Source organism: Rosenbergiella metrosideri (assembly GCF_022602565.1).
In the GTDB taxonomy this organism is placed as follows: Bacteria; Pseudomonadota; Gammaproteobacteria; order Enterobacterales; family Enterobacteriaceae; genus Rosenbergiella; species Rosenbergiella metrosideri.
Genome location: NZ_JALBCV010000003.1, coordinates 1,273 through 28,137, shown reverse-complemented (window position 1 = coordinate 28,137; position 26,865 = coordinate 1,273). Strand labels below are relative to the sequence as shown.

Below are 26,865 nucleotides of genomic sequence, written 5' to 3'. Positions count from 1 at the left end.
GGAAAGTTAATGGAAGCTTGGATCCAACATTTATTAGAGCAATCGGTCGGCTGGGCGATAGGCGTTGTTGCGGTTGTGACCTTTTTGGAGTCCTTAGCCCTAGTTGGCTTAATACTACCTGGAACCGTTATGATGGCTTCGCTCGGTGCACTCATTGGTAGCGGGCACATCAGCCTCTATCCAGCATGGGCAGCAGGTTTTATTGGATGCTTGGTGGGGGACTGGCTATCGTTTTATATCGGTTGGAAATTCCAAGGTCCGTTACATCGCTGGAAGTATTTACAGAAACATCAAGCCCTGCTCAACAAGACCGAACACGCATTACATAATCATAGCGTCGCGACCATCTTAATTGGCCGCTTTGTCGGGCCTACGCGTCCGCTTATCCCGTTGATTGCCGGCATGCTAGAGCTCCCAGCGAAAAAATTCTTACCCCCCAATCTTGTGGGATGCATCTTATGGCCACCCATCTACTTGCTACCAGGTATTCTTGCGGGGGTGGCGATTGATGTGCCTGCTGGCGCACAAGATAGTCTATTCAAATGGTACTTAGCCGGGGTGGCAGTGCTGGTTTGGGTCAGTGTTTGGCTTACTTGGCGCTGGTTACGTCCGGCTAAAGACGAGGTCGCTAAGGGCTGGTTAACGGCCGCACGCCTACGTTATCTTGCACCAATCACGGTGGGGATTACTGTCATTGCCTTATGTCTATTGCTTCAACATCCAATGATGCCAATGTTTGGTCACTTATTGTGGAAAGTATTTATTAGCCATTAGCAGGCGATACCCCTAACATTCTGGCGGCTTCACTGTCGCCTTTTTCCAGTTGCTGCCAGCTCCCACTCCAGGCGACCTCTCCTTGGTCAATCACAATACAGCGATCGGCAAGAAAACGTGCGTCCGCGAGTTGGTGCGAGACCATCACGAGAGTTAATTGATTCTCCTGACATAGCGCCTGAGTAAGGACTAACATTTCTTGGCGAAGGGCAGGGTCTAAGGCCGAAAAAGGTTCATCCAGTAGCAGTAAAGGCTGTTCGCGTAATAGACAGCGGGTCAACGCAACACGTTGTCGTTGCCCACCGGAAAGCTGCGAAGGTAACCGATCCATCAGGGGTAATAGGCCGGTACGATCAGCTAATGCTAAAAGCTTCTCTTTCTGGACGGCAGATAGACGCATGGCAGGGGATAACCCGAGGGCGAGATTCTGTCTAACGGTCAGGTGGGTAAAAAGATTATTTTCCTGAAACAGTATCGACAGCGGTCGTTTGGCTGGCACCAAGGTCGTCACGTTCTGATCAGCAATCCATACCTCTCCTTGGCTGGCAGTGATGAAACCGGCAATGAGATTGAGTAGTGTGCTTTTGCCCGCACCGCTAGGGCCCAATATCACCACCCGTTCCCCCGCCGAAACGGATAAGGTAAAACTTAGAGGCTGTTGTGGGTAATCACAACTTAGTTGATTTACGGTGAGCATCACGGTCCGCCAAGGTTTCAATAAGGATAAAAATCAGGAAGCATAACAGCAATAAGAGTAGTGCAGTCACCGCCGCCTGTTGCGTTCGGTAAGCGCCCATCTGCTGATACAGGTAATAGGGTAGCGTTTGAAAATCTTGGCTACCGAACAAGGCAATCACACCGAAATCGCCCATCGACATTAATGAGGCGAACGCAAAGGCTTGTAGCAGCGGCTGTCGCAGTGTTGGCAACTCAATATGACGTAACCGTTGCCATCCCGTTAAATTCAGTGAGAGACACAGACGGCTATATTGATTCGCCAAGTCACGCATCGGGCTCTCGAGTAACTTACTAGCATAGGGTAATGCCATCAAAGTATTGACGATAATGACCAGATAGGCGGGTGAACGATCAAGTCCGATGGTTTGATTGAGGATCAGAAAAGCCCCTGTCGCGAGAACAATGCTTGGTACGCCTAAAATAAGCATTGCACTGGCTTCAAGACAGCTGGCCCAGCCATGCTGCTGCCGTCGACGGTATTCCCGTGACGTCCACAATATCATCAGGGTAATACTGACACTGAGCACGCCAGCGACGATAGCAATCTTGAGTGAAAGCGCGAGGGCTTGCCATAGTGCTGGGTCGGTTAAGGCTGTAAGCGTCTGCGGACCGATGCCGGCCGTGATGACCGCGATAAGGGGCGGGATCAGAAATAGAACCAGAACCAGTAACACTACCGCGTCGGTAATAGCGGCCCCTAGACCTTCCACTTTATGCTGCCAAGTCTGGCGTAGAGTGACCTCATGGGCGCGAAGCGGGGTCAACCAATGGCTGCATAATAATAGCCCACCGCAGCAGCACAATTGAATAATGGCGAGTAGCGCAGCGCGACCCGGGTCATAATCGAAGTTTAATGCTTGATAAATTGCCAGTTCCAAAGTGGTTGCTTGAGGACCTCCGCCTAAGGTCAAGACAATGGCGAAGCTGGTGAAACAGAGCATAAAGATCAGCACAAAAGCCGGGAAAAGTTGCCGTTTTAACCAAGGCCACTCAAGAAATTTAAACAGATTCCATCCTTGGACGGCTAATTGATCGGCCAGCTGTCGCTGCTCATTAGGGATCTGCTGTAAGGCTTGTAATAACAGGCGAGTGGCGAGCGGTAAATTGAAAAAGACGTGGGCCAGTAGAATCCCACTCAGTCCATAGGGGCTAAAGGTATAATCGATGCCGAGTCGATGGCACAGCATGGCAAGCCAGCCTTCACGGCCGTAAATAGTCATTAAACCGAATACCGCGACCAATACCGGCAGAATTAAGGTCATGCTGGCAAGGCGTAACAGCAAAACCTTACCGGGAAAATGTCGCCGCAGTAATGCTCGGGCAATGGGGATCGCCAAACCGACGGCGATAAGGGCCGAGAGCGAGGCCTGTTTAAACGAAAACGCGATCAAATGATGGAGGTAGGCGTCTTCCAGTAGTCCCGTCAATGAGGGCAAGGGGGCGGCAAACAGCAGCGCGATAAGCGCTGCGCTAAGACAGACCAGAATAGCGAATGCCGCAATGCTGCCGGGTAGACGCCAACAATTCATTAGCGCGAAACAGCCATCTGCCACGACTCGACCCACGATGCGCGGGAGTCGGCCACTTGTGACGCACTATATTGTAGGGCTTGATGTGGTACCGGAAGCTGCTCGATCGCGGCTGGTAGCGGCTGATGCGTTGCCGGGTACATCCAGTTACCCGTTGCCAAGGTTTTTTGGAAATCATTAGACAGCATAAACTGCATAAATTGATGGGCGATCGCCGGTTGTGGGCTTTTCGCTAACTGGCCCGCAACTTCTACCTGTAAATAGTGGCCTTCTGAGAAGTTCGCGGCGGCGTAGTCATTATTGTGCTCCTCCATAATGTGATAAGCCGGTGAAGTGGTATAGCTTAGCACCAAGTCAGCTTCACCTTTTAAAAACAGCCCATACGCTTCACTCCAGCCGCGAGGAATCGTTACCGTCTTTTTCGCCAGCTGCTGCCAGGCTTGGGCGGTTTTATCGCCAAATACATGGTTCATCCATAATAAAAGCCCCAGTCCTGGAGTACTGGTGCGGGGATCTTCATAGATCACGCGCCACTTCTCAGGGCTTTCGACTAGCTCATGCAGACTTTTCGGCGGGTGGGGTAAACGTTTTTTGTTATAAACGAAAGCAAAGTAGCCGTAATCGTAGGGGATAAAAGTCTTGTCGGTCCAGCCATTGGGAACCTTAAGCTTTTGCGTATCGATATTGGCGGGGGCAAAGAGGCCGGTTTTGGTCGCGCTTTCTAACAGATTGTTATCCAGTCCCAACACCACATCCGCTTTACTGCGCGGGCCTTCCATTCGGAGGCGATTAAGCAGCGAAATACCATCTTCTAGGGTGACATAATGCAAAGTACAGCCACACTGTTTCTCGAAGGCGGCCTTAATGGCTGGACCTGGCCCCCACTTTGACGCGAAAGAGTCATAAGTATAAACCGTCAATACAGGCTTAGCCGCCAAGGCGGGCAGTGCGGTAAGAGCCAATACTAACCCTGAAAAAAATTTTTTAGTTGGAAACACTTTGCGCTCCTAGAAAAATATTGCTCGTTGGCGCAAAGGATCTGAGAAAGGTTCGCTCAAATCCCTCCGCCGGTATTAACCGGATCAGGTTCTACGGGTGTCTCTCAGCAGTTGGTGACTGCACCCCGTTGAGTCTGAGCATTCTAGGCAATTATTGAGTCAGAGGAAAGCAAAGATCATGAAAGGACGCGCAGCCAGAATTGACTGCGCGCGGAAGAGCGATTAAGGACAGAGCTGTTCTAGTGCGCGATCGAGACCGCCCACTAACCAGTCGATATCGGCGGCTTGGAAAGCCAGAGGCGGGCGCAGTTTCAGTACGTTACCGTAAGGACCGGCAACGGATGTGAGGATCCCTTGATCCCGCAGACGCTCGATTAAGTCTAGGGCTAACGCCTTATTCGGTTGCTTAGTTTCTGGATCGGTCACCAACTCGAAGCCAATAAAGAGTCCTGCGCCACGCACATCGCCGACACAGCGATACTTTTGTTGTAGAGCGCGTAGCTCTTCAAGTAGTCGAGCGCCCATCACGCGGCTATGCTCTTGTAAGTTCTCTTCTTGAATCACCTTTAATACGGCTTGTGCGGCCGCCATTGAGACAGGGTTACCGCCAAAGGTATTGAAGTAAGGGATATGATCACTAAACGAAGCAAGTACATCACTCTTCGCAAAGAGTGCCGAGACAGGGATCCCGTTCCCCATCGGTTTACCCGTGGTGATAATGTCCGGCACGACGCCGTGACGCGCAAATCCCCAGAAGGTTTCCCCTGTGCGAGCAAATCCCGGTTGGACTTCATCGGCAATGAAAATACCGCCATTCTGATGAACGACATCAATCGCCGCTTTAAGAAAGCCCGGAGGATTCGGTAATACCCCATCCGACGAGAAGATTGAATCGGCAAGGAAGCCCGCAAACTTGATGCCGTTCTGTTTCATGTCATCGATCTGTTTTTGGATCTCATTGGCAAACCACAGGCCCGGATCGTTCGGTGTTAAACGATAAAAATCGGGCGCAGGCACCACGCGAGTGGTCGGTGCGAGTGCTTGGCCACTGCCCAGCGCGGGAGAGGCACCCGAGGTTAACTCACTGGTACCGTGATATGCCTCTTGGGTGACGATGATCCCGGAACCGCCACTAAAGGATTTAGCAACGCGGATGGCCAGATCGTTGGCTTCCGAGCCAGTACACATATACATCGCACGATCGATCTCTGCCGGGGTGGTCGCTAAGATGGATTCGGTATAGTTTAAAATATTCTCGTGTAGGTAGCGGGTATGAGTATTAAGCTGCTGCATTTGCTGGCTCACCGCCTCGACTACCGCAGGATGGCAGTGGCCTATACTGGCAACATTATTGTAGACATCTAAATATTTTCTACCCTCTGCATCCCATAAATATTGTCCTTTCCCTTTTACCAGATGGACCGGATTACGGTAAAACAGGCGGTAGGATTCACCAAGGATCCTATCGCGTTTATCTGTGAGTTGACGGATTTCAGGGCGTAATGCCTCAGCATGTTCAGCGCGAAAGCTGTTAGTATCCATAATGGTGGAACGAGTGGTCATTATCTACTCCTTGCACTGCAGTCATCAGTAAGAGGTCACAGATAGGGACGCAGCCCTATCTTGGGATTATTCGCTTTCTATCATGTTGAGATTGATCGATGGGCTGGTTTGGCGTCTCGCCTTAGTTGTCAAGAAATAGAGGTAACCGAGAACCATAATTCCCATAAACAGGCCACCAATAACCGGATTGAACCAGAGCATAGTGATAAAACAGATGATTGAGAGGACTAATGCAATCCCCGGGATTACGGGGTAGCCCGGCGCACGGTAGCTGCGTTCAAGCGTTGGGGCAGTTTTTCGCAAACGGAATAGGCTTAACATACTCATGATATACATTACGTTAGCCCCGAATACTGCCATGGTAATCATGGCGGCCGTTAGACTCATACCTTGTAGCATCATGCCATCGTTACAGACCACAATCATCCCGATAATCCCTCCGGCGATAATGGCGCGATGCGGGGTTTGAAAGCGACTGAGCTTACACAGTGAAGCAGGTAAATAGCCGCCACGAGAGAGGGCAAAGAATTGGCGAGAGTAGCCAAGAATAATGCCATGGAAGCTGGCGATCAGGCCGAATAGTCCAATCCATACCAGCATATGCATCCAGCGGGAGTGTTCGCCGACAATCATTTTCATCGCTTGCGGGAGTGGGTCATTAATCCCAGATAGGGCACGCCAGTCGCCTGCACCACCCGCAAACAACATGACACTGATGGCTAGGAACACAAGGGTTAAAATACCGGTCACGTAGGCAATAGGGATGGTCTTTTTAGGATTTTTAGCCTCTTCTGCGGCCATCGCTGCGCCCTCAATCGCCAAGAAAAACCATATCGCGAAGGGGATCGCCGCGAAGATACCGGGTAGAGCGGCCATCGAGAAATGCTCTTGTCCCGACCAGCCATGGGCGACGAAATGACTCATGCTAAACCCTGGGGAGACAACGCCCATAAAGACCAGCAATTCAAACACGGCTAATAGCGTAACGATGAGTTCAAACATCGCGGCTAATTTTACACCAAGAATATTCAGTCCCATAAAGACGACATAAGCGCCCAATGCGGCATATTTAGGATTGAGGGTTGGATATTGCACATTGAGGTAAGCACCAATTGCCATCGCGATGGCAGGGGGGGCAAAGACGAATTCGATCAGTGTCGCGAGACCGGCAATCAAGCCACCTGTGTCGCCAAACGCGGCACGGCTGTAAGCAAAAGGGCCACCCGCTTGTGGAATCGCTGTCGTCAGTTCGGTAAAACTAAAGATAAAGCAGGTATACATCACCGCGATAATTAATGTTGTGACTAGGAAGCCGAGCGTTCCTGCCACACCCCATCCATAACTCCAGCCGAAATACTCACCTGAGATCACCAGCCCTACGGCAATCCCCCATAAATGGAGTGCCCCCAGTGTTGGTTTTAATGATGTCGTCATAGTTAACCCCATTAGCATGATTGAAGACGTTCTTGCAGGTTGATGCTGCGTTTCGGAAGATAATGCAGTGCTTAACGGTGAGAAACTTGACCGGAAAAGACAGTTTGTTGTCACCCAGCGTTAATTCATTGCGTAAAAAGTAACACCTGTACTCTCGAGTCAACTTTCCCTGTTTTATCGTCAAGCTCACGGAGGTCACTCTGGTGGATGCTACTTCTTACATTAGGTTCTAACGCTGTGTAGGAGAAGATGATGAGTGTGAAACAATACGATGCCCTCGACCAAGCGGTATTACTGCATATTGCGAACCATGTCGTGCAAGCCTATCCTCCGCTACAGAACGCGGAAATCAAATTATTATGCCGTTCAGAAAACGCGACTTTTTCGGTGATGGCTCAAGGAAAACGTTATGCGTTGCGTTTGCATCGGGGGAATTACCATCAGAAAGCGGCTATCGAAAGCGAGCTATTATGGTTAGATGCCCTGCGTGCGGAAGGGATCCAAGTACCAGAAGCCCTGCGAGATGGGCAAGGTGAACGTATTCAAACTTATGTCTTATCGCCGGATGAACAGCGCCATGTCGTAGTTTTTCACTGGATTGAGGGCGAGATGCCGACCAGTGAGGTGTCTCCGGATGCTTTCAAACAGTTGGGCGAGATTACGGCGCGGTTACACCAACATAGCCGTCAGTGGCAGCGCCCGGACGATTTTCAGCGTTTGCGTTGGGACCACGATTCAATGGTAGGCCGCAGCAGTCATTGGGGAGATTGGCGTGATATCAGAGATCTGTCGACTCGTGATCATGATCTTATTGAAACAGTGATCGCCGATGTGAGCGCGAAACTAAGCCGTTATGGCCAACATAGCGATCGTTTTGGATTAATCCATGCCGATCTGCGTCTCACCAACTTATTGTTGGAACGTGGTGAGACGCGGGTAATTGATTTTGATGATTGTGGATTCGGCTGGTATTTACATGATCTGGCGGCGGCGATCAGTTTCGTCGAACATCATCCCTCTGCACCGTTGTGGCTCGATGGCTGGATCGAGGGGTACCAGCGTATTCACCATTTTAGCGACGATGACTTCGCGATATTACCTGCCTTATTAATCCAACGGCGTATTCAATTGACCGCATGGTTAGGCTCGCATTGCGAGACCGAGATGGCGAAAAGTGTGGCGCAAGGTTGGTCGGCACAGACGCTAGGATTATGTCGCACCTATTTGGAGGGGAAGCAGCGACCCATCGGTCAAACTGCGCACTACTGAGGTGCAAAAAAGCGCACGTCTTCTCGTTATGGTGATGACAAGTCTATGTTATGTTGCAAAATTTACTCTTGGTATAAAGTTTGCACTAGAACGTATATCGTTGCGATTATCCATGAGGTCATCACCATGCAATCATTATTCACTTCCTCTCAGCAAGCCGCTCATCATGGCGTATTAGCGGCAGCCGCGAGTGGACTGAGCCAATTTATTACGCATCAAGGCGGGGATATTGATCGGGTGTTTGGCCTGAGTGGGATCGACCCAGAATTACTGGGAAACCCAACCATGAGCTTAAGTTTAGTCAATTACTGTCGTGTTATGGAAGTTGCAGCTAAACATTCTGGCATCGATAACTTCGGCCTTTATTATGGTAAACAATTTAAGCCGCAATCCTTAGGATTGATCGGCTATATCGGCATCTGCTCAGCCACCTTAGAACAAGCGTTACGTAATGTTGTGCGTGCTTTCCCCTATCACCAACACGATACTCTGATTCAATTAGTGGATAAGGGTGATAGCTGGCAACTGCATTATCAAGTGCGTCACGGCGCAATCCTTCAACGTCGACAAGATGCCGAGTTAACCCTTTGTATGTTCTTAAACTTGATTCGTCATGCGCTGGGCAGTCACTGGGCACCGAGAGAGATCCATTTCGAACACCCGCGGCCCGCGGCATGGCATGAACATTGTAAAGTTTTCGATGCCCCGATCTGGTTTGACCAACCGACTAACTGCATGGTGATCCCGAAAAGCGATGGTCTACGCTGTATGCCTGATAGCGATCCGATGTTATTGACGGTGACTCAAGATGCCATTCGCCAATTAAATGGCCATGTCTCGACTCAGCCCTTAATCGATCAGATTCGGGTTCAGGTCCAGCTCGCGATAGGGCAGGGTGAGCCGGAACTTGAACAGATTGCTGAACAGGTTGCGATGACGCCTTGGTCACTGCAGCGGCGGTTACGTCAAGAGGGCGTCAGTTTTACCGGATTGGTGGATAAAGTGCGCGGGGAGATGGCGATGAGTTTTCTGCAACAGCCACATATATCGGTGACGGATATGGCATTGTTACTTGGCTATTCGGAAGTGAGCGCCTTTTCGCGGGCGTTTAAACGCTGGTTCGGTACCAGTCCTCGCCAATGGCGTCAGTCGCAAACGGAAAGGCGTTTTGCGGATACCTCGATCATTCTGTAAATGCTATGATAAATGCCTCATGTTGACCCATGCCTTACCGCAGGTAGGGCGTTAGTCTTATAGGCCATTTATGCAATCTTTTACCCCGCCCGCCCCGAAAGGGGGAAACCCCGTTTTTATGATGTTTATGCTGGTGACCTTTTTTGTCAGCATCGCTGGAGCGTTACAGGCACCTACCCTCAGTCTTTATCTCAGCCAAGAGTTAGCGGCTAAACCGTTTATGGTGGGGTTATTTTTCACCATCAATGCCGTGACGGGTATTATTATCAGCTTTATATTAGCCAAACGCTCAGACCGCAAAGGGGACCGTCGGCGCTTATTGATGTTTTGCTGCGCGATGGCCATCGCCAATGCGCTGATGTTTGCTTTTGTGCGTCAATATGTGGTGCTGATTACTTTAGGACTGATCCTTTCAGCATTAACCAGCGTCGTCATGCCGCAACTCTTTGCCCTGGCCCGAGAATATGCCGATCGCACTGGCCGCGAGGTAGTGATGTTTAGCTCGGTGATGCGGGCGCAAATGTCGTTAGCCTGGGTGATTGGCCCGCCGATCTCCTTCGCGCTGGCACTAAACTATGGGTTTATTACCCTCTATCTTGTCGCCGCGGCGCTATTTCTGTTGTCGTTGATATTAATTAAAACGACCCTACCTAGCGTACCTAGGCTTTATCCGGCAGAGGATTTAGCGAAAAGTGCAGCCAGTGGCTTGAAACGGACGGATGTGCGATTCCTGTTTGCGGCCTCGGTGCTGATGTGGGTCTGTAATCTGATGTATATCATTGATATGCCGCTTTATATCAGCCACAGCTTGGGTATGCCCGAAAGTTTTGCAGGGGTGTTGATGGGGACCGCCGCAGGGTTAGAGATCCCAGTGATGCTGCTGGCTGGCTATTTGGCCAAACGGGTCGGTAAACGGCCCTTGGTGATCGTCGCGGCGGTATGTGGCCTACTGTTCTATCCCGCCATGCTGATATGTCACCATCAAACAGGGGTATTAGTGATCCAGCTGCTGAATGCTGTCTTTATTGGGATTGTGGCAGGATTGGTGATGCTGTGGTTCCAAGATTTGATGCCAGGGAAAGCGGGGGCGGCGACCACCTTGTTTACCAATTCTGTTTCGACGGGGATGATCTTCGCTGGGCTCTGCCAAGGGCTTTTGAGTGATCTGCTGGGACATCAGGCGATTTATGTTTTAGCAACCGTACTCATGGTTATCTCTCTACTGTTGCTGTTGCGCGTTAAAGAACAAGCATAATATCAGGGGGCCTGCAGGCCCCCTCATCTTAACTATTGCGTTGTAGATCGGTCCGGCCTGGCATAAGTGCCCTTATATCGGTACCGGTTGGGGTTTGATGGACGCGTAATTCAAAGGCAGGCAGTGCCGCGTAGAGATAGTCGAAAATATCGCTTTGGATCGCTTCATACTCTGCCCAGACAACTGTATTGGTGAAAGCATAAATCTCAATAGGTTGACCGTTCTCGGTGGGCGCTAGCTGCCGCACCATAAGCGTCATATCTTGTCGTATCTGTGGGTGCGTCTTCAACCAATTTTCCAGCCAAATACGAAAGGTGCCGATATTGGTCAATGCACGATGATTGAGTAACGACGCATTTTGATTATCGCGCTGGGTGTTCCATTGACTGATCTCTTGCTGCTTATTTACTAAATAGGGGCTGAGTAAATGGGCTTGTCCAAGTCGGTCGATCTCGGTCTCCGATAAGAAGTGAATGCTGGTGGTATCAATATTGACGCTACGCTTTATACGTCTGCCCCCCGATTCTGACATCCCTCGCCAGTTTTTAAAGGAGTCGGAAATTAAGGCATAAGCGGGAATAGTAACGATAGTTTTATCCCAATTATGCACTTTAACCGTGGTTAAATTGATATCGATGACTGCACCATCCGCACCGTATTTTGGCATATCCAGCCAATCGCCAATCTTCAGCATATCGTTAGCGGACAGCTGGATTCCGGCGACCAAGCCAAGAATGGGATCGCGAAAGACCAACATCAGTACGGCGGTCATAGCGCCCAAGCCTGTTAGCAAGGTGCCGGGCGACTTTCCTAATAATAGCGAAATCATCAAGATAGCGATTAAAATCGCCATAATTAATTTAATACTTTGGAAGATGCCCCGCAGCGGGATCTGTTTGGCAAATTCACTTTTGGCCGTCACCGCTTGAATAACATCGAGCAGTGAGAAGGCGATCAGTAAGCTGAAGAGCATCACCCACAGTTGGCAGAGAGTGGTCAGCGCGACGAATAGCATACTCTGTGGGTCAAATAGGATATGCAGGAATGTCTGAAACAGCACGCCCTGTAATAGCCAGGTCGCACGATTAAATAAGCGATGTTTAAATAACGATTTTGGCCAAAGGTGTTGGCTCTTTTCTGACTGTTTTTTCAGTATCGGTAACAGCAGTTTATGAAGTAAAAGGTGAATAATCAGAGAGATGAAAATCATCGCGGTAAGCATGAGTAGCGTTGCGATAATATCGGTGTACTGAGTAAGACCTAGGGTCTGAAGCCAATGTTGTAGTGGAAGTTGCATAATCATCCTAGAAAGGGCAACGCTAGCAAAAGGGCTGCAAAGAGATAGTTTACGGCGCGACAATTCCTTACACGAAGTGAGTGCCCCCTAACGTCTTAGGGGGCAAGGCGATTATAACTTCGCCGCGTTTTGAGACAGGTACTTCGCAACACCTTCTGGTGATGCACCCATGCCTTCTTTACCTTTTTCCCACTGTGCAGGGCAGACTTCGCCATGCTCTTCGTGGAATTGCAGCGCGTCAACCATACGCAGCATTTCATCAACGTTACGGCCAAGTGGCAGATCGTTCACGACTTGATGACGAACCACACCGTCTTTGTCGATTAAGAATGAACCACGTAGGGCAACACCAGCTTCTGGGTGTTCGATACCGTAAGCTTGTTGAATCTCACGCTTGATATCGGCAACCATCGCGTATTGCACTTTACCAATACCGCCGTTTTCGATTGGCGTGTTACGCCATGCGTTGTGCACGAACTCTGAGTCGAAAGAAACGCCAACGACTTCCACACCGCGTTGCTTGAATTCAGCGTAACGCTTATCGAATGCAATCAGCTCTGAAGGGCAAACGAAAGTGAAGTCCATTGGCCAGAAAAAGAGTACGGCAGGTTTACCGGCAATGTGCTTATGGAAGTTAAAATTCTCAACAATCTCACCGTTACCTAAAACTGCCGCAGCGGTAAAATCAGGGGCTGAACGAGTCACAAGTACCATACATACTCCAAGTGTTAATGAATAAAATCGTTTTAGGACACAGGCTCAAGATGAGCCGATCCTGCGTCTGTTGCGCGAAGGCAGTGTATCAGAACCCAAGAAGTGGCGGGGGACTTTAAAGCTGTTTTTCTGTTGCCTGTGCCATTAATCGGGGATAAAAACGGTAAAACAAGGCTTCCAATTCGCGATAGTGGGTTATGAAATCTTGATAACAGTTAGCCAACATTACGAGGCGCGGTCGGCGCTGCGCCATTTGCCGAAAAACGTTCTCCAGATTCTCCAGCTCGGCATAGCGTTCTAGCCAACGTTGCTGCCAGATAAGACGATTAAGATGTTGGAAATTATCAGGCGTCTGAGCCAAATCGCGAGCAATGGTCTGTTCAGCCACGGCACAGAATTCGGCTAAGCTTTGCTGAGGATGGAAGGCTGACCAGTCGCGGGCTAAAAAATGATCCCAAATCACATCCAATGCGATGGGGGCGACGCGGCGAGTTTCCGGCGTAAAGCGTTGTTTCGCTTCACGGACCTCTGGCAAGTGATCAGAAAGACTGTCCAGCCGACGGTGCATTTGGATCCCAGCCACAATACTATCCGACCAGCGGCCAGCGGGATCGCCACGGACAAAGTCCGCCAGTAAATTACCGGTGAGGGAGCTGCTGGCGAGCTGGGCGAGGTGGAGATGAGCGAGAAAATTCATGCTGCCATTATTACCTGAGTTGCCCTAAAAGCCAAAGGTTCTGTAATGCCCCCTTTTCCGTTACACTGTGCGCCTAAATTTTTATCGGAATAAGTCACCATGCGCGTTGCTGATTTTAACTTTGCTTTACCTGAGTCGTTAATTGCCCATTATCCACAACCTGAGCGGAGCGCTTGCCGACTGCTATCGTTAGACGGGCCCTCGGGAGAGTTACAGCATGGCGTCTTCACCGATGTTCTGGATAAGTTACAACCCGGTGATTTGCTGGTATTTAATAATACTCGGGTGATCCCCGCTCGGGTCTATGGTCAAAAAGCCAGTGGCGGTAAGCTTGAGATGCTGGTGGAGCGGATGCTTGACGATAAGCGGGTCTTAGCCCACGTTCGTGCTTCGAAAGCACCGAAGCCGGGCGCGGAACTGCTATTGGGTGACGCTTTAGCTGTACGGGCCACCATGGTCGCTCGTCACGATACGCTGTTTGAAATTGAGTTTCATGATGATCGCGAGGTGTTAGATATCCTCAACCATATCGGCCATATGCCGTTGCCGCCCTATATCGATCGTCCCGATGAAGAGGCTGACCGCGAGCTTTACCAAACGGTTTATAGTGCGAAACCAGGTGCCGTCGCCGCTCCGACAGCAGGGCTGCACTTCGACCAGCCTTTATTGGACGCATTACGTCAAAAAGGGATCGAAACGGCTTTTGTCACCTTACATGTGGGGGCGGGGACCTTTCAACCAGTGCGGGTTGAGAGCATCGAAGATCATATTATGCATGCTGAATACGCTGAAGTCCCGCAAGAGGTGGTGGATGCCGTATTGGCCTGTAAAGCACGAGGGAATAAAGTGGTTGCGGTGGGGACGACCTCGGTACGTTCTTTAGAAAGTGCGGCCAAGGCGGCGGAGAACGCGCTTATCGCGCCTTTCTTCGATGATACGCAGATCTTTATCTACCCGGGCTATCAGTATCAAGTTATCGATGCGTTAATTACCAATTTTCACCTGCCTGAATCGACGCTGATTATGCTGGTCTCTGCCTTTGCCGGCTATAAAAACACGATGCACGCCTATCAGCAAGCGGTGGAACAGCAATATCGTTTCTTTAGTTACGGTGATGCGATGTTTATTACCCAAAACCCGCAAGCGGTCAATGAGGTGATGGACGACTAAGGAAGCACCCCTATAATTAAAAAGGGGCTAATTTAAGCCCCTTTTTTAGGTGTAAGGTTTTAAGGCAGGATAGGAAAGGCCTTAAGCCCCCGGTTAATTCAGCGAAATTTTCGCCACGCTATCTGGACCTTTGGTGGTGTTATCTTCGTTAAAGTCCTGTTTGATGGTGACATACAACGAATTACCGTCAGGTGACACCAGCAGGCTGTTGGGATGACCGCCGAATGACCAAACGTGTTTTGGCGTTAGGCTGGTGGCATCCAGTTGTATAACCTTTTTCGATTCACGCTGGCTAATATAAACCTCGTGGCGTTTTACATTAAACTTTATCCCTAAGGCATCACCTGGGAGTCGCTTAATCACTTTTCCAGAATGTTCATCAAAGACTAAAGTCGTCTTGCCTTCGGAATTATCGGTGACGAATAAACGTCCCGTAGTAGGATCTTCCGCCATATTGAGGAACAGGTACTTCTGTCCATCATCAGGTTTCCAGCGATGTTCAATTTTATTATTCGTAGGATTGATAACCGCTATTTCGCCACTACCACTTGCCGCATAAATACGTTGAGTTGATGGGGAATAGATTATCCCTGTTACCCATTTGCCGACATTGTCTATTTTCCCTTTCAAGGTCATGGTTTGGGCATCGACAATCGAGATATAACCGGGATCGGTAACACGACCTATATAGAGTTGGTTGTTGTGGAAGAGGATTTCCCGCGCACCAATAGGATCGCCATCTTTGTCTTTACCTTTAAAAAAGAGGCGTTCGATAACCTTTCCGGTCAGGGCGTCAACTTTAGAGACCCCTCCATCAAGCGAGTTGGTGGTGTAGAAGAACTGGCCCTTGTCATCAATAGCCATACCAAAATTTTTAAGGTCCGTATGCGTTTCACCGGTGATGGCGAGAGTGGTGGGATCCAAACGATAGATCACGCCACCATTAACGTCTTTAAAACTTTGTGCACTCGCAACATAGAGCTTATTTTGTCCGGGAATCAGGGCCAATTCATATAAGCCATCACCCAGTTGCCGCTCTACAGGTGAGGAGGCTACGGATGGTGCTTGTTGGGCGAAGGCTGTCGGTGCCGTCAGGGTGGTCATTAAGAGTGCCGAGTACAATGCTTTAAGTGAGGGAAAGCTTCCTCTCATACTAAACTCCTTGATTAACTTCAAACCGGTAGAGATAAACGTCCTGACGGGCAGGACGTTAGCCTGAGTAATTAAAACTGATAGGATAAGCTGATTGAGACGTTACGGGGCTCACCGTAGACATCATTGTTCCTATAAGTGTAATAAGTACGATCGAAGAGGTTGTTAATATTAGCTTGTACCGCAACCTGCTTGTTGATCTGGTAACGCGTAAACAGGCTCGCTAAAGGATAGCTGCTTTGATATACCCGTTGGGTGCTGCCATCAGGGGCGGCAACGTCCCAGAACACTCGGTTTTGCCAAGTAATCCCGCCGCCAACCGTCAGCTCGGGCAGAGTAGGGAGCTGATAGCGGCTAAAGAGTTTGAAGACGGTTTGCGGCTGATTACTATTGTAGCGTCCGGTAGAGTCCGTCGCGACATAGCGGGTTGCGCCGAAGGTCATTTGTAGGTTATCGGTGATGGCACCGTTTAACTCAAACTCCGCCCCCTTACTGCGAGCGCCTTTGGTCGCAACATAGGCTTGCTCGCTGCTATTATTGACATAGACGCCATCTTGTTCCTGACCCACATTATTTTGTTCGATACGGAAAATAGCGAAAGTCGCGGTGAGTCGTCCATCATCCCACGCTGATTTTAGTCCCGTTTCGTAACTTTTACCGGTAATCGGTGATAAATAATGGCCGGTACTATCGCGATAGGTTTGCGGCTGGAAGATAGAGGTATAGCTGGCATAGGCTGACCAGGTATCATTGAGGTCATAAATAATACCGGCATATGGCGTCAGATTGTTTTTTTCCATATCGCCGCTCGAACCATCGTTACGATATTGGGTATAACGCGCTCCGACTATTAAGGCTAAAGGATCGGCAAGTGAAAAGCGTGCAGCAGTATAGGCAGACTTTTGACGAATGATGTCATCAGCGTTTTGATACCAATCCCCCCAAGTCGGTTGGGCGATATCGCCGTTCCAATGATTAGTAAAGAGACCAATATCACTGCTGGTAATCTCGCTGCCATCTTCACTAGTTGTTCCGTTACTGCTATAGGTAGCATTATGCTGGCGACTGTAATTTACCCCGATCATCAGTTGGTGTTGACGACCCAACAGTGTAAAGGGGCCACTTGCATAGCCATCCACAGAGGTCAGCTCACGTTTCCCACGATCTTTACTGCCAAAGCCGTCAGCCCCTCCACCAGTATCTCTATCGGGCATACTGAGATAGCCAACATACAGCAGTTTATCGCTGAAGGTGTTTTCAGCGTGGGTACCGTTTAAGTGGGCGATCCAACCGTTGTCGAAATGATGTTCTAGGTCGGCATAGAGTTTACGCACAGTGGTGTGATAATAGGTCCAGTCGGCGGCGGAATTGAGGCCTCGTCGATAGTGCGTCAGTGTTCCGTTACTGTAGAAGACCGGATTTCCTCCCCAAGTCGGGTTACTGGTATCGGCATCTTGATAGTCGTAGGCGAGAGAAAGCGTGGTGCGTTCACTTAAGTCCGCATCAATTGCTGCATAGAGGAATTTGGTGTTTTTGGTGTAGCGATCCAGCCAGCTATCTTGGTTCTGATAACCGGCAATCACTCGGCCACGTAGCGAACCGGATTGGTTAAGGGGAGTGGAAAGATCAGCGACATACCGTTGCTTCTGCCAACTGCCATAACTGGCTTGTAAATTACCGGTAGCCGTCTTACTGTCAGCATGCTTGCGCACCATATTCACCGAGGCAGCAGGGCTACCCGCCCCGGTCATCAGCCCCGTTGCCCCGCGGACGACTTCAATCCGATCGTAAATTGCGGTATCTGACGCGGTATCGCCGTAGTTCCATGAATCCCCCATCGCGGTGGGAATACCGTCAAAGGTGAAGTTAGTGATCTTAAAACCGCGGGAATAGTAATAGGCCCTTTCACTGTCATCCTGTTCGCTAGTGATCCCTGTTGTATTGTTCAACACATCGTTAATCGTTTGAAGTTGTTGATCCTGCATGCGCTGCTGGGTGATCACGCTTAACGATTGTGGGACATCGCGTGGTGTCAGCAGTAATTTTGTTCCGGCTCGCGTGGTTTTAACCTGATAGTCCTGTTTACTCTGGTCGTCAGTGTTGTCGGTAGTTGCGCCGTAGACCACCACGTCTTGTTGTGACGCATTGGTGGCTGAACCGGTTGTGTCGGCAGCCTGTGCTTCAGGAGATACAATAAGTGAATGGATAGAGAGCGCTAGTAGCGACAGTGTGAATACCCTATTCATCGGTGGTATGTGGTGTGCAATAAAACAGGCTGGCCTTCTGCAAGAAGCAGACATAGTTATCCCTATAAATCGAAAAGATTTAGATGCTGTGTGCCTTTATTGTTAGTTGATGGCAGAGAAGACAACAATTAATGGCAATGCGTGTAAATGAGAAGGCTAATCATAATCATTAGTTTTACTGTAGGAAATGATTATTTTCTTCAATTTGTAATAGTTTTGACGATGTAGGAAAACCCTATATTTAATAAGGATTTGTGGCGTAAGTACGTTGATTTGAACTCATTATGAGGGAGAGTGATAAATAATTCAGTGAAGTATTATTTATCTTTAATTCAGCGTAATAAGATGAAGATAAAAGAAATTGCTGGATAGGCGGAATTTTTGCCGTGAGTCGTTCAGTCATGTGAGCGGGATAAATAAAAAACGACTGAACGCAACGCTCAAGGGGGATTGGCAGTAGGCGGCGGGATAGGGAAATCATCAACTTTATGGTAGCATCCTAGCGCGGAAATTAACTGTGTCGAAATTTAGTCTTGAACAAGGACTAAACCGGCACAACATTGCAAAGATTAACACGGACGAATGGACTCACGTCCCGTCGATTTCTGGTGTGTAACTCGTTGCATCTAATCAGACTGTTTCTCTGATGTGTTTCTTTGCTAGGAAATTACAAGCTAGAATTAAAGCCATTTAAATCATTAACTTACGAGTGATATTTTTGGCTGTGATAGCTTGTTATTTTCGGACTGTGCCAAAAATGTGACAATGCCGCTAAATTTGCTCAAATGTTCGCCAGATAAGTGAGCATATTTATTTACCATTTCCAACTTCTCCCAACCACCCATTTCTTTCAGTGCCATTAGCGGTGTTCCATTCTGTACGTGCCAACTTGCCCAAGTGTGTCTCAGGTCATGGAAGCGGAAATCTTCAATACCTGACTTCTTTAATGCGTTGGCAAAGTCGTTACGGTTAATCGATGGGGTAAAATCACCGTTAGTCGTAAACGGAAAATCTCCAATGCGCGGAAGATTATTTAGCAAGTCGATAGTTTCATCGTTCAGCGGGAGCGCTCTAGCCCTACCAGACTTCGCGTTGTCCGCTGTAACGACTGCTACCCTGCCAACTAGATTTACACTCTCCCACCTCATTGTGAGTATTTCACTCATCCTCGCACCGGTCATTAAAGCGAATGAACAGACAGCCTTCATCCAATCATGACTCAGGTTATCAATAAGCACTCTAGCTTGATGCTTCTCAATCCATCTAACCCTTACCTTTGGCTCTCTCAGCAAAGGGACATACGGGACTTTATCAATCCATCCATTCTTATAAGCCAAAGAGAAAGCCCGCATTACGAATGAGCGGTAACGGTTCTTCGTTGCGTTAGATAGCGGCTTTCGTGTCCTGTAGCAGTGAGTGGGAATTGCATCAGTAATGCGCTCTCCTGAAATTTTCGACAACTCTTTGCCAGAGAAATAGTTAATAAAGTAACGGGCGTAAATCTGCTTATTCTCATAACCAGACTGCCCGTCAGCATCACGCAGGGCCAGTACCATGAGTTCATCAAAGTATCTCTCTGGCTTCTTCTCCAGGTGAGAAACCTGCCAAAGCTCATGCTTTAACTTGTCGTGTAGTTGCTGGGCCTTATTTTTCTCTTGGGTTTTAGCAGATTTTCTAACTCTGCTGCCATCTGGCGCTGATATGTCGATCCAGTACGTTTTACCTCTTCTATATATCGGCATTGCGATTCCTCTTTCTTTTCCGCAATAGCCAGCCTGATGGCATTATTACCACCACGCTGAGATAACTTAAAGTTGTTAATTGAATCATTGTCCGCACGCCAAGAATTACCAACCCGAAACATGAAGTAAGCTTCGGGCTTCTTCCTTATGGTGTGAGGGGAGACGCTTATCTTTTTCGCGTATTGATTTATTTTCATAAACGCCATAATTTCTCCTTTACCTTCCCGCAGACATGACGATGCCGCCGATTATCGATGCGGGAATAGGGTGGGTTGATTTATTGTTCGTGGTGAACTCTTGATAGGTTCCTGCATCCGGTGATTACCGTTGCGGATATGGTTGTCTTTCTTGTTACCACTTCGATTTGATAATGTCGGTCACGATACCCGACTGAGTACACGACATGGTGATACTTGTTGCCAGTTCCGTACTTTAATCGGTGCTTATCAATGGCTGCACTGTCGACCACAATATGCACTGGCTCGGTATCACCGCGAATAACTTCACGCACTGGAACTCCTTCTTACTTCACCACACACAAGATCATGCTTAGGCTGAATATCTTTCATGTCCTGATATGCCCTCCAATAGCCAACATAAGAAGAATTAGGGCACAGATGAATCCAGCCCCTAACAATCCGCAGACAATTGAAAAATGTAATATCGATAAAGTAACCATCACTCCCCCAATCCGTTTAGGCGTTTGATTTCGTTCTCATACCATGAAAATCCACACCTAAACCCATCAGAAAGCTGGCTAATACCTTCTGATTTTGTTCTTAAGCCATGCTTCTTTAATCCATCTTCACATGAATTATCATCTGGCAGCTTAATCTCCGGCACTGGCGGGGCGGTGTAAAGTGGGTAAGACCCAACTTCATGCTCACTGCACAAAACCGTATAGATTTTATCCTCGACATCACTATCTACAGCATATAGGAATGTCTCTGCCGTTAGTGATGCTAGGGCTATCTTGAATATATCTTCTTCATCACTACAGCCACCGTATACTACATGAGATGCTAGCCGCGCTCTGGCGTAGTTAGCCAACTCTTCACGCTTCTCTTGTGTTAATGCAATCATGCTGCCTCCAATTCAAGTTCTTTAAGCCCCGCGCGAACTGCATCAATTATTCTTGATAGGTATTGATATTTAGGGTTCGGAATGGTAGGCCAGCCAGCATAGAATGGGTCATCGCCAAATAGGTTCAATAGGCAATTCGCTAGTTGGTAATTGCAGACCTTCTCCTTCACGTCTCCTGAGCCGATAGATTCATCCCACATATCACGAGCCTCAGTGCTATTTATCTCATTAGACCTACGGAGTTTGATTATTTCTTTCTGGACGAAATTAATATTTTCTTCATTATCGTCATCAATGGTGCTTTCTAGCGACCTATCAAAATAGCCGATAAGGTAATCATTGCTGACTCGTTGAATAAATTCTTGAACCGTATCACCACCCATAGCAAACCAAGCACCTGTCCATGCCTGAACGTAACAAGTGACTGTAATCCTTCCCTTTCCGGGCTCGTAGTTTTCAATCATTACCCGAATCGGGTCTAGCCTCTCAGCACCAGTTATGGTTAGTGAAAGAACGTCATTTTTTTTAACAGTTAACATGCTGCCTCCACTCGCTTAAAATCGACTATCCATTCCCACTGTTCACCATTGCGCTCTACCCGAATATCAGTAATCTCAAGCGTTATACGGGAAGCCCATCGGGGCATATGGATTGATGGCACTTTCTGACCATCACCATTACGATAGTGAAATAGGGTTCCCCACTTTTCTATGTGTTGGTCAGCGTATTCAATAATTTTGATCTCATTGTCTGCCGGATAGGCAACTGCTCTGATTCCATGAGGGGTAGATCTAGTTGCATAGCAGGTTTCTCTTACCCATAGGCGATCACCTACCTTACCTAAAGGGCATCTACAGTGAGCAAAATTACGATTAGTTTCTCTGTCGTCACTGCCTGCACCAAAAAGCGCGCCTTTCCAAGAAAACCCAGACCGCTCTGTAAGTTCTGGTTGAGGGCTTATAATTCTTCTTGTCTGCGCTTTACGCCCATCAAGAATGGCTCTAACCATTTCACCGTTGAAGATGATGCCGCGCTCTTTAATTTGCTTATCCACTTTGCTCTCCACTATAAGTTAGCCTTCCTTGGCGATGGGGTTGCTAGAATGGGATGTCGTCGTCAAAGTCCATTGGTAGGTCATTGCTATGAGGCGGTATTGAGTTCTGAGGCTGTTGCGGCTGTCCTTGTTGCTGATTGCTATTTGATTTCTGGCCTTCCTGCTTACCACCTAGCATCTGCATAGTACCGCCGACATTCACTACAACTTCCGTGGTGTAGCGGTCTTGGCCTGACTGGTCTTTCCATTTGCGAGTTCTTAACTGGCCTTCGATGTAAACCTGTGAACCTTTACGCAGATATTCCCCGGCAACTTCTGCCAACTTTCCAAACAGAACTACTCGATGCCATTCTGTGATTTCCTTCTGCTCGCCTGACTGCTTATCACGCCAACTTTCCGAAGTGGCCAGAGTGATATTGGTGACAGCCCCACCATTTGGCAGATACCGAATTTCAGGATCTTGTCCCAAGTTTCCGACGAGTATTACCTTGTTAACCCCACGACTAGCCATTGTTAACGCCCTCTAATTCTGATTTTCTGGTTTGATATACTTTGTCTAACTTGGCTAGTGATTCGCTATCATCCTTCAGTTTTTCTCTTACTTTTGGATAAATTGCTTCAAGGCGCTTCAATGGAGCCTTGATCGCCTCCTCGGAAAACCAACTTAAAGGGCACGTTTTTTGAACCACAAGCTTTTCAACTCTGTGCTCAACACGTTTCCCCCTAGACACGGTGAGCATTAGCGAGAAATTGTCCTCTACATCGCTCATGGCCTTCACCTTAATCCCGCCAACGGCAACCCCACCAAACCGCACTGAAGCATCGCCAGCAAGTGTTAAAGATTTACCTACCCACGTATGACCATCATTACCCCAACCGCCAATTAGAACTCGACGCATTGACTTAGAGGGTTTGTAGGGGCGCCCGTCATACCCTTCCAAATCGATAAATACTGGCTGCTCTTTATTTCCAGCTCGAACAGATTTAATTACTGCTGTAATGTTGCTGCTCTGGACGTCCTCAAAGTTAAGCTGGTCAGAGCGAGGAATAATTGTTTGTGATAAGTCCATTAGATAAGTACCTCGTCGTCATACTCTTCGTCGAAGAGATAGGAAGGGATGTTTATTTCAGATGATGGGAGAACTATTCCCTCATATCTGGCTGATTCGTTTTCCATGCACTCGGCTAGTTTTTCGAGAGACTCAAACATCTGCTTTCTTCCCTGTTCGAGAGAGTCTTCACCGATGAAGTACATGCAGTTTTGATAAGGTGCTTTATTCTGTAGTGCGAAGAAGCAGAACTGATTTAATTCTCTGCCAGTGGTAAGCCTCAAAACGTGAAGATAAAAGGCTGCTTGGATATGGTAATGCCACTTCCCGAAGTCCTGACTAAATCGCCGTTCCGTGGCGTCTTGGCAACTTTTCACGTCTAAGGGGTAAGGATATAACTCCGATAGCCTATCGAAACGGCACTTTAGGTCTAACCCGGTCACGTCACACTTGGCAAACATCGATACCTCTGAATGTCCAGGTGAGCGCATATAATCTATAAAGTCAGGATTCATGCGCGCTGACTCGACCATCTTATTTACCGTTTCGACTTCGCTACCTACCAGAATGAAATCGGCGCCGTAATCCTTTACTGCTGATTTGTAATCAGGTGAGCGTCTATCCAGCCCATCGGCAAGCTGGTAGAAATCACGCTTAAATACATCTGGCTCAAGTATTGCTGCGTGAATGGCGCTCCCTATGTGCGCCGACTTACCTCCTTTGAATGGATTAAAGTAGAGGTTTGCCGGGCTAACACTAATTTGCTTTACCGAAGTAGAGCCTATTGCTGGGTCAGCGTGGTAATCGGCATTTGAAAGGCTGTGGTAAATACCGGGCTCCATTACGCAGCCCCCCGGTAATCCTTGCGATGGTCATGAATCTCTAATGCGTACTCAGCGATAACTCGTGATTCAACCATCTTATAAAGACAGTCCATGCCGTCTTCTTGTGCCTGCATATCGTGGTCGAATAGAAACCCTACGGCTTGCTCTGTGTAGTCTGTAGCGCCTAACTCAGTTAAAAGCTGAGTGATTGGGTTTGATTTGATAGGTTCAATAACGCTGTCGGTACGCTGCTTGATGATTTCGTTTGCTTCACGATTAGAGCCTGACCTGAGGTCTGCGATAATCTGCTTTATCTCTCTCACGTCCTGAGTGTTCACTTTGACCTCCAGAAGTCAGTAACCATTGCCGAAAATCCTGCATCGTCATTTGGGTAGATATGAACCGAGCCGTTAAACGCTATGACCAGTTCAGAATTTTGGATGATGTATGTCACGCATAAGCCTCCGGTCTGGCCGCATCGTTAACGAACTGCTGAATGCGGTCTAATTGAGTGGTAGTGAATTGTTTAAATCGATTAAATAGGTTGGTAGCAGCGCCAATGACGCCGCCGATGAACGTTTTCATTGGCGATACTCCGATATGATTAATAATTGATTTTGGTGTGTGGTACTGAGCCATCTTTAATAGCTGTTAAGGTGCTGATTGCTTGTTCTCGATTGAGGCCAACAACATTAATTAGAGCGTTTACTACATCGGTTCCGATGCGCTTACGGTGATTTTCGTCAGCCTGACGTCGCTCGTTTTCATCCTTAAGGCGCTGTTCTTCTGCTAGACGTTTTTGCTCAGCCTCTCGTGCTTTACGGCGTTCTGCTTCGATAGCTTCCTGCTTCTCACGCTCGGCATTTTCCTTGGCTTCACGGGCTAGTCGTTCACTGCGTTCTTGCTGCTCTTTGGCTTCACGCTCAGCGCGCTCTTTAGATTCTTTGGCCTGACGCTCTGCACGTTCTTTCTCAGCGATGCGGTCACGCTCAGCTTGCTCAGCCTTGGCCTTTAGCTCAGCTTCGCGGCGGGCTGATTCTTCACGCTCACGCTGTGCCTTTTCTTCTGCCTCACGCTTAGCACGTTCCTCAGCTTCACGGGCGATACGCTGCTCATACTCAATGCGTTGCTGCTCAGCGATGCGGGCTGATTCTGCTCGGTCACGGTCAATCTTGTCGTTCATGAGCAGGGCGATTTCGTGGTCTGATTCGATACGCTCAGCGAGTGCCTTATCAAAGGCTGCGTTCATCTCCAGAGCTTCGGCATGGTCAGCGTTGAACTTGTCTTCGGCTTTAATTCGTTCCTGCTCAGCTTCCCAATCGGTAACTGGCTGACGAATCTCGATAGCCAATTCGTCCAGTGCTTCACGAATCTTCCGACGGCTAGCATCAACCAATGCAGGGCGCTTTTTCATTTCCGCGACTAATGCCTTGCCAGCATCATCAATAGCTACCTTTGAGCTGCGGACGGTAGCCGCCATGCTGATATATGCCTTTCTCCCCTTAGCTGTGTTTAGGTCACCCACGACTGATTTAGCTTTACTGCGAACTTCTTCAATCAGCCGGTCGGTGTAATCCTCACTAATAAACGCCGCCTCAAGGTCAGTTGATGACTCGGGCAGGCTATAAAGCTGTAATTCAGTGCTTTCCATATTCACTCTCCTGAATGTTTGTCATATAACCGCCCACTCATTGAATAGGCGCTGATATGAGGGCGAAAAAAAGCACCCGTAGGTGCTTAAATCTTTTAGGGCAGTATTACCCACATAGCCCACTCTTAAATGAGCTATAGGGGGTCACCCGGTAGGTGGGGTAGGTAATGGCATCCAGTGGGTATAACTAAGCAATGGCTCGTACATTGATTCTCTTAGCCACCAACCTCGACCCCTTGAATCCTCACCACAATAAAACTCAACATCACCATCAAATTGGACGATAATCGGATAACCCTCAATATGGATGCCAATGACATCAACTCGTGAATCTGGCATCTGCTCACTACACTTAATCCACTCCATCACCAACCCCCGTTAAAGTAACTAATCACACCCCAAGTAAGCATCCCAATAACCGTTGACCAGAACGCTATCAATCCCGCCGTGAGAATCATGTAGAACCGATGGTTATCTGTCATTGCATAGTCCCCGTTGGCTCCATGTACTCAGGAAACTCCATGTAATGACCTACGAAGCCTTTCTTAATGTTGCGAGTGTTACCGAGTGGCTCGAACTCGAATCGCGCCTCTACAGGGTTGTAGTAAGCAATATACGGTGCCAGTGATTTCTTATGTCGGCATGGGAAGCCAGTGCCATCGCGTTTAATCATGATTTACTCCCATTAAAATTTACCAACCATCCTGAATTTCCGGACAGTTCACTTAATCTCATCGCGCAGAACTTCCAGCTTGGTTATCGCTGCAAGATATGCTCGTTCGTAATAAATATTCAGGCCATGCAATTTGCTCTGCCGTAACTCGTCCCGAATCATCACAATAGCCTCGTTGATTACCTCTATCTTTCCGTCCCTGATGGCCTGATTGCGTGGCTTGACTCTTTTCTTTGGCAGGTTTCGAAAGCAAGATGGCATATATGGTGTTGTCATATTTCACCCTCGTTAATCTACATCTTTATTGTCAGTATCCGGCTCATTAAGCCATTCCGGCCTATCACCCTTGCCAAGATAAAAATCAATAACATCCAGCAGGCGAGGGTAGAATTTCAGAGCTTTTCTACCGTCCATTTTCACAATTTCCCGCTTGCTGAATTTTCGCCAGTCATCAATGCTATGATTCTGGCACCCTGCTCGTAGATACTCCCCGCATGTAATCGTTACCGCGTAATCCATTCCCATGATTACATATGTGTGATCTGGCAGGTTGGCATCGCTCAGGTCGGCACCGTACAGGTTGGCACCGCGCAGGTTGGCATCGCTCAGGTTGGCACTGCTCAGGTCGGCACCGCGCAGGTTGGCACCGTGCAGGTTGGCACCGCGCAGGTTGGCATCGCTCAGGTTGGCACCGCGCAGGTTGGCATCGCTCAGGTTGGCACTGCTCAGGTCGGCACCGCGCAGGTTGGCACCGTGCAG

General features: G+C 48.5%; 30 protein-coding genes and 1 riboswitch. Of the genes, 5 read left to right on the top strand and 25 right to left on the bottom strand.

Features of this window, described 5'->3' with window-relative positions; all coding sequences use genetic code 11:
* The first annotated feature begins 9 nt into the window (after positions 1-9).
* Complete coding sequence (locus MKR94_RS04655; protein ID WP_241645677.1) at positions 10-774, top strand: DedA family protein; 765 nt, start codon at positions 10-12, stop codon at positions 772-774.
* Here the strand turns inward: MKR94_RS04655 and thiQ are convergent.
* From thiQ to eat, 5 genes are all read right to left on the bottom strand, one after another.
* Positions 764-1,471: a thiamine ABC transporter ATP-binding protein ThiQ gene (gene thiQ / locus MKR94_RS04650; protein ID WP_241645675.1), complete on the bottom strand. Its 708-nt coding sequence runs from the start codon at positions 1,469-1,471 to the stop codon at positions 764-766. The two genes, MKR94_RS04655 and thiQ, sit on opposite strands and share 11 nt — an antisense overlap.
* Positions 1,443-3,041, bottom strand: coding sequence for a thiamine/thiamine pyrophosphate ABC transporter permease (thiP, locus tag MKR94_RS04645; protein WP_241646003.1), 1,599 nt, complete (start codon positions 3,039-3,041; stop codon positions 1,443-1,445). The genes thiQ and thiP overlap by 29 nt, the downstream gene beginning before the upstream one ends.
* Positions 3,041-4,039 carry a thiamine ABC transporter substrate binding subunit gene (gene thiB, locus MKR94_RS04640; RefSeq protein WP_241645673.1) on the bottom strand — a complete coding sequence of 333 codons (999 nt, stop codon included), beginning with the start codon at positions 4,037-4,039 and terminating at the stop codon, positions 3,041-3,043. Before thiB ends, thiP begins: the two co-directional genes overlap by 1 nt.
* Positions 4,040-4,082: 43 nt before the next feature.
* Positions 4,083-4,177, bottom strand: a riboswitch (TPP riboswitch).
* Between the two features lie 84 nt (positions 4,178-4,261).
* On the bottom strand, positions 4,262-5,602 hold the full coding sequence (locus MKR94_RS04635; protein WP_241645672.1) for an aspartate aminotransferase family protein: 1,341 nt from the start codon (positions 5,600-5,602) through the stop codon (positions 4,262-4,264).
* 66 nt (positions 5,603-5,668) lie between these two features.
* The gene (gene eat / locus MKR94_RS04630; protein ID WP_241645671.1) at positions 5,669-7,036 is read right to left on the bottom strand and encodes an ethanolamine permease; all 1,368 of its coding nucleotides are present in this window, start codon (positions 7,034-7,036) and stop codon (positions 5,669-5,671) included.
* A gap of 252 nt (positions 7,037-7,288) precedes the next feature.
* On the opposite strand from eat, the gene MKR94_RS04625 reads away from it, so the two are divergent.
* The 3 genes from MKR94_RS04625 (at position 7,289) to MKR94_RS04615 (ending at position 10,754) form a co-directional block, all read left to right on the top strand.
* A complete protein-coding gene (locus tag MKR94_RS04625) occupies positions 7,289-8,305 on the top strand; it encodes a phosphotransferase enzyme family protein (RefSeq protein ID WP_241645669.1) in 1,017 nt (338 codons plus the stop codon).
* A gap of 126 nt (positions 8,306-8,431) precedes the next feature.
* Positions 8,432-9,499: an AraC-like transcriptional regulator QhpR gene (qhpR, locus tag MKR94_RS04620; RefSeq protein WP_241645667.1), complete on the top strand. Its 1,068-nt coding sequence runs from the start codon at positions 8,432-8,434 to the stop codon at positions 9,497-9,499.
* Positions 9,500-9,569: 70 nt separating this feature from the next.
* Entirely contained in the window at positions 9,570-10,754 is a 1,185-nt protein-coding gene (locus MKR94_RS04615; RefSeq protein ID WP_241645665.1) for an MFS transporter, read from the top strand.
* 28 nt (positions 10,755-10,782) lie between these two features.
* Here MKR94_RS04615 and MKR94_RS04610 read toward each other — a convergent pair whose 3' ends face one another.
* The 3 genes from MKR94_RS04610 to MKR94_RS04600 all read right to left on the bottom strand — a co-directional run bounded on the left by MKR94_RS04610 (position 10,783) and on the right by MKR94_RS04600 (position 13,462).
* Positions 10,783-12,051, bottom strand: a complete 1,269-nt coding sequence (locus MKR94_RS04610; protein WP_241645662.1) for a mechanosensitive ion channel family protein — start codon at positions 12,049-12,051, stop codon at positions 10,783-10,785.
* A gap of 111 nt (positions 12,052-12,162) precedes the next feature.
* Positions 12,163-12,765, bottom strand: a complete 603-nt coding sequence (locus MKR94_RS04605; RefSeq protein WP_048911659.1) for a peroxiredoxin C — start codon at positions 12,763-12,765, stop codon at positions 12,163-12,165.
* A gap of 115 nt (positions 12,766-12,880) precedes the next feature.
* Positions 12,881-13,462 carry an acyl carrier protein phosphodiesterase gene (locus MKR94_RS04600; protein ID WP_241645661.1) on the bottom strand — a complete coding sequence of 194 codons (582 nt, stop codon included), beginning with the start codon at positions 13,460-13,462 and terminating at the stop codon, positions 12,881-12,883.
* Between the two features lie 99 nt (positions 13,463-13,561).
* On the opposite strand from MKR94_RS04600, the gene queA reads away from it, so the two are divergent.
* Entirely contained in the window at positions 13,562-14,632 is a 1,071-nt protein-coding gene (gene queA, locus MKR94_RS04595; RefSeq protein ID WP_241645659.1) for a tRNA preQ1(34) S-adenosylmethionine ribosyltransferase-isomerase QueA, read from the top strand.
* A gap of 93 nt (positions 14,633-14,725) precedes the next feature.
* Here the strand turns inward: queA and MKR94_RS04590 are convergent, their stop codons facing one another.
* The 17 genes from MKR94_RS04590 to MKR94_RS04515 all read right to left on the bottom strand — a co-directional run.
* Positions 14,726-15,784 carry a YncE family protein gene (locus tag MKR94_RS04590; protein ID WP_241645658.1) on the bottom strand — a complete coding sequence of 353 codons (1,059 nt, stop codon included), beginning with the start codon at positions 15,782-15,784 and terminating at the stop codon, positions 14,726-14,728.
* Positions 15,785-15,855: 71 nt separating this feature from the next.
* Positions 15,856-18,030: a ferric-rhodotorulic acid/ferric-coprogen receptor FhuE gene (gene fhuE / locus MKR94_RS04585; RefSeq protein ID WP_241646001.1), complete on the bottom strand. Its 2,175-nt coding sequence runs from the start codon at positions 18,028-18,030 to the stop codon at positions 15,856-15,858.
* Positions 18,031-18,728: 698 nt separating this feature from the next.
* Positions 18,729-19,772: a tyrosine-type recombinase/integrase gene (locus MKR94_RS04580; RefSeq protein ID WP_241645657.1), complete on the bottom strand. Its 1,044-nt coding sequence runs from the start codon at positions 19,770-19,772 to the stop codon at positions 18,729-18,731.
* 277 nt (positions 19,773-20,049) lie between these two features.
* Positions 20,050-20,283, bottom strand: a complete 234-nt coding sequence (locus MKR94_RS04575) for a DUF4060 family protein (protein ID WP_241645656.1) — start codon at positions 20,281-20,283, stop codon at positions 20,050-20,052.
* 167 nt (positions 20,284-20,450) lie between these two features.
* Entirely contained in the window at positions 20,451-20,855 is a 405-nt protein-coding gene (locus MKR94_RS04570) for a hypothetical protein (protein ID WP_241645655.1), read from the bottom strand.
* Complete coding sequence (locus MKR94_RS04565; RefSeq protein ID WP_241645654.1) at positions 20,852-21,394, bottom strand: phiTE_072 family protein; 543 nt, start codon at positions 21,392-21,394, stop codon at positions 20,852-20,854. Before MKR94_RS04565 ends, MKR94_RS04570 begins: the two co-directional genes overlap by 4 nt.
* A complete protein-coding gene (locus tag MKR94_RS04560; protein ID WP_422047504.1) occupies positions 21,388-21,897 on the bottom strand; it encodes a hypothetical protein in 510 nt (169 codons plus the stop codon). The genes MKR94_RS04565 and MKR94_RS04560 overlap by 7 nt, the downstream gene beginning before the upstream one ends.
* Before the next feature lie 55 nt (positions 21,898-21,952).
* Positions 21,953-22,420: a single-stranded DNA-binding protein gene (locus tag MKR94_RS04555; RefSeq protein WP_241645652.1), complete on the bottom strand. Its 468-nt coding sequence runs from the start codon at positions 22,418-22,420 to the stop codon at positions 21,953-21,955.
* Complete coding sequence (locus tag MKR94_RS04550) at positions 22,413-22,979, bottom strand: hypothetical protein (RefSeq protein WP_241645651.1); 567 nt, start codon at positions 22,977-22,979, stop codon at positions 22,413-22,415. The genes MKR94_RS04555 and MKR94_RS04550 overlap by 8 nt, the downstream gene beginning before the upstream one ends.
* Positions 22,979-23,800 (bottom strand): PD-(D/E)XK nuclease-like domain-containing protein, encoded by an 822-nt coding sequence (locus MKR94_RS04545; RefSeq protein ID WP_241645649.1) that lies wholly within the window; start codon positions 23,798-23,800, stop codon positions 22,979-22,981. The genes MKR94_RS04550 and MKR94_RS04545 overlap by 1 nt, the downstream gene beginning before the upstream one ends.
* Positions 23,800-24,120, bottom strand: a complete 321-nt coding sequence (locus MKR94_RS04540) for a hypothetical protein (protein WP_241645647.1) — start codon at positions 24,118-24,120, stop codon at positions 23,800-23,802. Before MKR94_RS04540 ends, MKR94_RS04545 begins: the two co-directional genes overlap by 1 nt.
* A 112-nt stretch (positions 24,121-24,232) precedes the next feature.
* Positions 24,233-24,367 (bottom strand): hypothetical protein, encoded by a 135-nt coding sequence (locus MKR94_RS16945; protein WP_277755601.1) that lies wholly within the window; start codon positions 24,365-24,367, stop codon positions 24,233-24,235.
* A 19-nt stretch (positions 24,368-24,386) separates the two neighbouring features.
* Positions 24,387-25,433, bottom strand: a complete 1,047-nt coding sequence (locus tag MKR94_RS04535; protein ID WP_241645645.1) for a coiled-coil domain-containing protein — start codon at positions 25,431-25,433, stop codon at positions 24,387-24,389.
* Positions 25,434-25,577: 144 nt separating this feature from the next.
* Complete coding sequence (locus MKR94_RS04530) at positions 25,578-25,799, bottom strand: DUF551 domain-containing protein (protein ID WP_241645643.1); 222 nt, start codon at positions 25,797-25,799, stop codon at positions 25,578-25,580.
* A 112-nt stretch (positions 25,800-25,911) separates the two neighbouring features.
* Positions 25,912-26,106, bottom strand: coding sequence for a hypothetical protein (locus MKR94_RS04525; protein ID WP_241645641.1), 195 nt, complete (start codon positions 26,104-26,106; stop codon positions 25,912-25,914).
* A gap of 48 nt (positions 26,107-26,154) precedes the next feature.
* The gene (locus tag MKR94_RS04520) at positions 26,155-26,382 is read right to left on the bottom strand and encodes a hypothetical protein (protein WP_241645639.1); all 228 of its coding nucleotides are present in this window, start codon (positions 26,380-26,382) and stop codon (positions 26,155-26,157) included.
* Between the two features lie 12 nt (positions 26,383-26,394).
* On the bottom strand, positions 26,395-26,865 hold a 471-nt coding region (locus MKR94_RS04515; protein ID WP_422047499.1), incomplete at its 5' end, for a pentapeptide repeat-containing protein.